At 72.4% G+C, this 7497-nt stretch carries 8 protein-coding genes; 2 read left to right on the forward strand and 6 right to left on the reverse strand.

Features of this window, described 5'->3' with window-relative positions; genetic code table 11:
• Positions 1 to 42 precede the first annotated feature (42 nt).
• The 6 genes from rbfA to rimP form a co-directional block, all read right to left on the reverse strand.
• Entirely contained in the window at positions 43 to 486 is a 444-nt protein-coding gene (gene rbfA, locus ACSIH6_RS38765) for a 30S ribosome-binding factor RbfA (protein ID WP_061079864.1), read from the reverse strand.
• Between the two features lie 2 nt (positions 487 to 488).
• Complete coding sequence (locus ACSIH6_RS38770; RefSeq protein ID WP_435113782.1) at positions 489 to 785, reverse strand: DUF503 domain-containing protein; 297 nt, start codon at positions 783 to 785, stop codon at positions 489 to 491.
• Between the two features lie 103 nt (positions 786 to 888).
• Positions 889 to 4020 (reverse strand): translation initiation factor IF-2, encoded by a 3132-nt coding sequence (gene infB, locus ACSIH6_RS38775; protein ID WP_435113784.1) that lies wholly within the window; start codon positions 4018 to 4020, stop codon positions 889 to 891.
• A gap of 212 nt (positions 4021 to 4232) precedes the next feature.
• Positions 4233 to 4511: a YlxR family protein gene (locus tag ACSIH6_RS38780; protein WP_167403300.1), complete on the reverse strand. Its 279-nt coding sequence runs from the start codon at positions 4509 to 4511 to the stop codon at positions 4233 to 4235.
• Between the two features lie 58 nt (positions 4512 to 4569).
• Positions 4570 to 5583, reverse strand: coding sequence for a transcription termination factor NusA (nusA, locus tag ACSIH6_RS38785; protein WP_061079868.1), 1014 nt, complete (start codon positions 5581 to 5583; stop codon positions 4570 to 4572).
• A gap of 24 nt (positions 5584 to 5607) precedes the next feature.
• Entirely contained in the window at positions 5608 to 6090 is a 483-nt protein-coding gene (gene rimP, locus ACSIH6_RS38790) for a ribosome maturation factor RimP (RefSeq protein WP_013154602.1), read from the reverse strand.
• Between the two features lie 333 nt (positions 6091 to 6423).
• Here rimP and ACSIH6_RS38795 point away from each other — a divergent pair, with 333 nt between their 5' ends.
• Entirely contained in the window at positions 6424 to 6927 is a 504-nt protein-coding gene (locus tag ACSIH6_RS38795) for a hypothetical protein (protein WP_435113787.1), read from the forward strand.
• A gap of 35 nt (positions 6928 to 6962) precedes the next feature.
• Positions 6963 to 7415: a ferritin-like domain-containing protein gene (locus ACSIH6_RS38800; protein ID WP_435113789.1), complete on the forward strand. Its 453-nt coding sequence runs from the start codon at positions 6963 to 6965 to the stop codon at positions 7413 to 7415.
• The last annotated feature ends 82 nt before the right edge of the window (positions 7416 to 7497 follow it).

Below are 7497 nucleotides of genomic sequence, written 5' to 3' on the forward strand. Positions count from 1 at the left end.
GGGGGGGGTGTTCCCCCCTTCCCCCCCCCCCCGCCGGGGGTGTTACTCGTCCTCGTCGCGCTCGTCCTCGCGGGGCGCCCGGTAGGGGTCGGCCTCGCCTGCGGGCTGGGCGCCGCTGGCCCTCTCGGCCAGCTCCGCGTCCGACTGGCGCGCCTTGAGCAGCAGTTCCTCGATGTGCTGGGCGTTCTCCTGCACCTCGTCGACGACGAAGGTCAGGCTCGGCGTGTGCCGGATGCCGGTCTGGCGTCCCACCTCGCTGCGGATCACGCCCTTGGCGCTCTCCAGGGCGGCCGCGGAGGCGGCCTTCTCGTCCGGGGTGCCGAACACCGTGTAGTACACCGTGGCGTCCCGCAGGTCGGCGGTGATGCGCGCGTCGGTCACGGTGACGAATCCCAGGCGCGGGTCCTTGATACGCCGGTCCAGCATCTCGGCGACGATGCGCTGGATGCGGTCGGCGATCTTGCGCGCGCGTGCGGCGTCAACCATCGTCAGTCTTCCTCTTCGTTGAAGAGCCGCTGCCTGGCGGAGAGCAGCTCCAGTTCGGGACGGCCCGCGACGAAGCTCTCGCAGGAGTCCATCAGCTCCCGGGCGTGCGCCGCCGTCGGCGCGACCACCGCGACACCGATCTTGGCGCGGCGGTACAGGTCCTGATCGCCCGCCTCGGAGACCGAGACCGAGAACTTGCGGCGCAGCTCGGCGATGACGGGTCGGACCAGCGAACGCTTCTGTTTGAGCGAGTGGACGTCACCGAGAAGGACGTCCAGGGTCAGCGCCCCAACGTACAAGTGATCACCTGTGGTGTGTGGAGTCGTGTGCCGCTGGCTGCGGCGTGAAACACGGGGCCCCGGCCGCACGGCCGGGGCCCCGTCTGGTCATGCTCCGCGAGGATCAGACGCGGGGCTTCTCCTGCATCTCGTACGTCTCGATGACGTCCTCGACACGCACGTCGTTGTAACCGACGCCGATACCGCACTCGAAGCCCTCGCGGACCTCGGTCGCGTCGTCCTTGAACCGACGCAGGGAGTCCACGTTGAGGTTCTCGGAGATGACAACCCCGTCGCGGATGAGCCGCGCCTTGGCGTTGCGGCGGATCAGGCCGCTGCGGACGATCGAACCGGCGATGTTGCCGATCTTGGGCACCTTGAAGACCTCGCGGATCTCCGCGCTGCCGAGCTGGACCTCTTCGTAGATCGGCTTGAGCAGACCCTTGACCGCGGCCTCGACCTCGTCGATGGCCTGGTAGATCACCGAGTAGTACCGGATGTCCACGCCCATGCGGTCGGCCAGCTCGCTGTTCTTGCCCTCGGGCCGAACGTTGAAGCCGACGATGATCGCCTCGGCGGAGGCCGCCAGGTTGATGTCGTTCTGCGTGATCGCACCGACACCGCGCCCGATGACCCGGATGCTCACCTCGTCGCCACCGGCGTCGATCTTGAGCAGGGACTCCTCCAGCGCCTCGACGGAACCGGACATGTCGCCCTTGATGAGGAGGAGCAGCTCGGAGCGCTCGCCCTCCTTCAGGGCGTTCTGCCAGTTGTCGAGGGTGACCCGGCGGGCCGAACGCGCCTGCTGGGCGAAGCGCTCGCGCGCCTCACGCTGCTGGGCGATCTGCCGCGCCACCCGGTCGTCCTTGACGACCAGGAAGCTGTCACCGGCGCTGGGAACGTTGGTCAGACCCAGCACCTGCACCGGACGGGACGGCTCGGCGCTCTGCACGTTCTGGCCGTGCTCGTCGAGCATGGCGCGGACGCGGCCGAAGGCGTCACCACAGACGATCGAGTCACCGACGTTGAGCGTGCCGCGCTGGACCAGCACCGTGGCCATGGAACCGCGACCGCGGTCCAGGTAGGCCTCGATGGCCAGACCCTGCGCGTCCATCTCCGGGTTGGCCTGGAGATCGAGCGCGGCGTCGGAGGTCAGCACGATCGACTCGAGCAGGGTCTCGATGTTGTCGCCCTTGAGCGCGGAGATGTCCACGAACTGGACGTCGCCGCCGTACTCCTCGGCCACCAGGCCGTACTCGGTGAGCTGCGCGCGGACCCGCTGCGGGTCGGCGCCCTCGACGTCGATCTTGTTGACCGCGACCACGATCGGCACCTCGGCCGCCTTGGCGTGGTCGATGGCCTCGGCCGTCTGCGGCTTGACGCCGTCGTCGGCCGCCACGACCAGCACCGCGATGTCGGTGACCTTCGCGCCGCGGGCACGCATGGCGGTGAACGCCTCGTGGCCCGGGGTGTCGATGAAGGTGATCTTGCGCTCTTCGCCGTCCACCTCGGTGGCGACCTGGTAGGCACCGATGTGCTGGGTGATACCGCCGGCCTCGCCGCTGATGACGTTGGTCTTGCGGATGGTGTCCAGCAGTCGGGTCTTACCGTGGTCGACGTGACCCATGACGGTGACCACCGGCGGACGCGGACGCAGGTCCTCCGCGGTGCCCTCGTCCTCGCCGAACTCGATGGAGAAGGACTCCAGCAGCTCGCGGTCCTCGTCCTCCGGGCTGACGACCTCGATCCTGTACTTGAGCTCCTCGCCCAGCAGCATCAGGGTCTCGTCCGGAAGGGACTGGGTCGCGGTGACCATCTCACCCATGTGCATCATGACCTGGACGAGCGACGCCGGGTTGACGTCGATCTTGTCACCGAAGTCCGACAGCGAGGCGCCGCGGGACAGACGGATGGTCTGGTCGTTGCCGCTCGGGATCTTGACGCCGCCGAACGACGGGGCCTGGAAGTCGTGGAACTCCTGGCGCCGCTGCTTCTTGGACTTGCGGGCACGTCCGGGACGGCCGCCGGGGCGTCCGAACGCACCGGCCGTACCGCCGCCGCGACCGCGGCCACCGCCGCCGGGACGGCCACCGAAGCCACCCGGACGACCGCCGCCGCCACCGACACCGGGACGCGGGCCGGCACCCGCGGGGGCTCCCCCGCGACCACGGCCACCGCCGCCGCCGGGACGGCCGCCGCCACCGCCGCGACCGCCACCCGCGGGCGCGGCCGGACGGGACGAGGGCATGTTCATCGGGCTGGGGCGCGGACCTCCGGGCCGGGGACCGGGACGCGGGGGACCCGCGGCACCGCCCGGACGCGGAGCGCCCGCGGCGCCGCCGGGACGCGGGGCGCGCTGGTCGCCGCCGCCCTGCGGGCCGGGACGCGGACCCGGACGCGGAGCGCCGCCACCGGGCCGCGGGGCGCCGCCACCCGGACGGGGAGCGCGCTGGTCGCCGCCGCCCTGCGGGCCGGGACGCGGACCCGGACGCGGAGCGCCGCCACCGGGCCGCGGGGCGGCCGGCTTGGAGCCCATGCCGGAGGCGTTGGACGCGAACGGGTTGTTGCCCGGACGGGGACCGGACGGACGCGGACCGGGACGGGGCCCGCCGCGCTCGGGACGGTCGCCGCCACGCTGCGGACGGTCGCCGCGCTCGGGGCGGTCACCGCCACGCTGAGGACGCTCGGAACGACCGCCTTCGGCGCGACCACCCTCGGGACGGCCACCCTCGGGACGTCCGCCCTCAGGGCGTCCACCTTCGGGACGACCACCCTCGGGGCGTCCGCCTTCGGGGCGTCCGCCTTCGGGACGGCCAGCGGGACCGGCCTGGGCGCCGGGCTTGGGGGCGCCGCCGGGGCGGGCGCCGGCCTCGCCACGGGGAGCCTTGGGGCCGGGCTTGGGCGCGTTCACTCGCGGAGCGGGCTCGCTCTGCGGAGCAGCCTCACCTTGCGGAGCAGCCTCGCCCTGCGGGGCGGGCTTGGGCGCGGGAGCCGGCCGGGGGCCGGGCTTGGGCGCCGGACCCGGCTTCGGGGCGGCGTTCTCCGCGGCGGGACGCGGGCCGGGCTTGGGAGCCGAACCCTTGCGACCGCCGTCGGAACCGTTGTTGAAAGCTTCTTGGAGGCGTCGTACGACGGGGGCCTCTATGGTCGAGGACGCCGAACGGACGAATTCACCCATCTCGTTGAGCTTGGCCAGAACGGCCTTGCTCTCTACACCGAACTCCTTGGCGAGTTCATATACCCGGACCTTCGCCACTACTCTCCTTCAGCTTCGGTCCGGGACATGGGCTTGTGCCGGACCGTCGTTAGCTCGAGTTACTCATCGCTGCGTACTCATCAGGCGCTCATCGCAATCTCGACCTGCTTCCTCATCGCTACACAACAATGGGCCGGCTTCTCCGTGCCGACACAGCACTGGACGCCGACCTCGGTCTGTACAACCCAGAAGTCGGCCCAGACATTCCAACCCTATCGGGAACGCTGACCCGATCCGCCACGCGGGGCGGCGTCGATCAGGGCCGCCACGGGTGAGACGTCCCACCCGTTGGCGTCCGCTCCCCTCCGGTAGGCGCGTGACCAGGCCCTGCGGCGTTCGGCGAGCTCGAAGCACCGCCGATCGCGGTGCAGGTAGGCGCCGCGCCCCGGAAGACGACCCCGGGTGTCGGGCGTGATGACCGTGCCCTCGGCCACCAGCCGCACGAGGTCGGACTGGACTGCCCGCGACCGACACCCCACGCACGTACGCACGGGGCGGTCGGGACCGCCATGGTCCACCCTATCGCGTCGAGGCATGCGCGCGACCCGATCAGCCCGTCGCGGCGGTGTCGTCGCCCTCGACGGCGTCCTCCCGGTCCGGTTCCCCGGCGGGCTCGGCGTCGGAGCGGATGTCGATGCGCCAGCCGGTCAGACGCGCGGCCAGACGGGCGTTCTGGCCCTCCTTGCCGATCGCGAGGGACTGCTGGTAGTCGGGCACGACCACGCGGGCGACACGGGAGGCCATGTCGAGGATTTCCACGGAGTTGACCCGCGCCGGGGACAGGGCGTTGGCGACGAACACGGCCGGGTCCTCGGAGTAGTCGACGATGTCGATCTTCTCCCCGTGGAGTTCGGCCATGACGTTGCGGACGCGGCTGCCGAGCGGGCCGATGCAGGCGCCCTTGGCGTTGACCCCGCCGCGGTTGGAGTGGACGGCCATCTTGGTGCGGTGACCCGCCTCGCGGGCGATCGCCGCGATCTCGACGGTGCCGTCGGCGATCTCGGGGACCTCCAGCTCGAAGAGCTTGCGCACCAGGTTGGGGTGCGTGCGCGAGAGGGTGACCGAGGGGCCGCGGTGGCCCTTGCGGACCTGCACGACGTAGGCGCGCAGGCGCTCGCCGTGGGTGTAGGTCTCGGTGGGCACCTGCTCCTGCGGGGGCAGGACCGCCTCGATCCTGCCGAGGTCCACCAGCACGTTGCGGGGGTCCTTGCCCTGCTGGATGATGCCGGAGACGATGTCGTGCTCGCGTCCGGCGAACTCACCCAGGGTCAGCTCGTCCTCGGCGTCGCGCAGACGCTGGAGGATGACCTGCTTGGCGGTGGAGGTCGCGATGCGGCCGAACCCGGTGGGGGTGCCGTCGAACTCGCCGACGGACTCGCCGTCCTCGTCGGTCTCGGCCACCCACACGGTCACGTGGCCGGTGGAGCGGTTGAGCTCGACGCGGGCCCGCTTCTCGGGGCCCTCCTCGCGGTGGTAGGCGATCAGAAGCGCGTCCTCGATGGCCTTGGCCACGAGTTCGACGGAGATGTCCTTCTCGCGTTCCAGGCTGCGCAGAACGCTCATGTCAATATCCACGGGGCTCCCCCTCTAGTCCGCCGCGTCGGTGTCGGCATCGTGGCGGAATTCCACCTGGACCCTGCCCTTGCCGAGTTCGGCGTGGGTAAAGGTGCGGGGCTGACCCTCGACGTCCAGGGTGACCCCGTCGTCGTCGGCGCCGGTGACGCGCCCGGTGACCTTGCCGCCCTCGGCGAGGGAGGCGATCACCAGGCGGCCTCGGGAGCGGCGCCAGTGCCTCGGCTGGGTCAGCGGGCGGTCCACCCCCGGCGAGGTGACCTCCAGGACGTAGGGCTGCGCGCCCATGACGTCGGAGGAGTCCAGCAGGGTGTTCACCTCCTGGCTGACCTCGCCGACCGTGTCCAGGTCGACCCCGTTGTCGGAGTCCACGACCACGCGCAGCACCCGTCGCTTGCCAGCCGGTGTGAGTTCGACGGCTTCCAGGTCCAGTCCGGCCTCGGCCAGTACCGGCTCCAGCAGCTCGGCGATGCGCTCCTCGCGCGCCTGCGCTCCCATGTGGTCCTGCTCCTCCAACGGCGAAGATCCCGCCCGCGCGGCCGTCGGGCCGGTGTACGGGGCGGTCCAGCTCTGTACGTAGTCTTCGACTTCAGCGGCCCGCCCCTGGTGCGGGGACACGGGCCGACCGCGCGTCGCGTGCGACGGCGGTTGTGCTGCAAGGGTATCCACACCCGGAACCCCTCCAGGTCGCCGTCGGTGGCCGGGGCGCGTCGGCGAGTGCCCTCCGGGGCGTGCCCACGCGGCGGCGTCCCCCGCGCGGTACGGGACGTGGAAGGATGGGGGGCCGGGGGGTCGCCGCGGGCGGCCCGCACCGCACGGGAGGGAGAGCGCGTGGGGATCGGCCGTGTCAGCCGTCGCACGGTGCTGGGCGCGACGGCCGCTGTGGGCGCCGTGGGCCTGGCCGGGTGTGGCGGTGCTGAGTGGTACCCCTCCGACGTGACCCCGGACGTGTACGTGCTGCGCGCGGTGGTCCGGGAGAAGGAGCGGATGATCGCGCGCTACGAGGCCGCCGTCGCCGAGGGGACGGGTCCGGTGGAGCTGCTGGAGCGGTTCCTGGAACACCACCTGTCCCACCTGGACGCGCTGCTGGAGTCCCTCCCCGAGGACGCCCCTTCCCCCTCCCCCGAGCCATCGGGAGCCCCCTCCTCCCCCGAGGAGGCCCCCGTTCCGGAGGCCGCGCCGGGGACCGCGGCGCTGCGCGTGCTGGAGGCCGCGGCGACCGGCGCCCGGCTGGACCAGGCGGGTGCCGTCACCGACTCCGCGCTGGCGCAGCTGATCAGTGCCATCGGCGCGTGCGAGGCGGGGCACGCCCACCTGCTGGCCCAGGAGCGGTAGCGGCGCACGCCCCCAGACGGAAGGCAGGTAGCAAGTTGACCGAGAGCCCCGCGTCCACCGGTGAGGAGCCGGACCCCGGCCCCCAGGCGCTGGCCGAGGCGCTGCGCGCCGAACACGCGGCCGTGTACGGGTACGAGTTCATCGGCGGGGCCGCCGAGGACGAGGACCGCCGCGACCACGCGGGAAGCACCGCCCACGAGCACAAGGCGCTGCGCGACGCGCTGCACGCGGCCGCGGTGGAGCGGGGCGTGGACCCGCCGCCCGCGCTGGCCTCCTACCCGGTCGCCGAGGAGTACGGCGACGAGGCCGTCGACGCCTACGCCGCGGGGCTGGAGCAGGCGGCCGCGCGCGCCCACCTGTGGCTGACCGCCTCGCGGGACACCGACCTGCGGGTGACGGGCGCCCGGGCACTACAGGAGACGACCGTGCGCCTGCTGGAGTGGGGCGGGGCGCTGGACGCCCTGCCCGGCTTCGACGAGGCAGGATAGCCGCTGGCGGAGCCCTCCGCCCCGGTCCCGGCCGTCGCGGGCGGCCGCCGGTGCTCGAAGGGCTCCGGGGTGACGGAGGGGG

The organism is Nocardiopsis synnemataformans (genome assembly GCF_965343085.1).
Classification (GTDB): domain Bacteria; phylum Actinomycetota; class Actinomycetes; order Streptosporangiales; family Streptosporangiaceae; genus Nocardiopsis; species Nocardiopsis alborubida.

Coding starts and splice junctions, on each gene's coding strand:
- rimP (WP_013154602.1), bottom strand. CDS start 6,090: ATGGGAGCGCAGGCGCGCGAGGAGCGCATCGCCGAGCTGCTGGAGCCG.
- nusA (WP_061079868.1), bottom strand. CDS start 5,583: ATGAGCGTTCTGCGCAGCCTGGAACGCGAGAAGGACATCTCCGTCGAA.
- rbfA (WP_061079864.1), bottom strand. CDS start 486: ATGGTTGACGCCGCACGCGCGCGCAAGATCGCCGACCGCATCCAGCGC.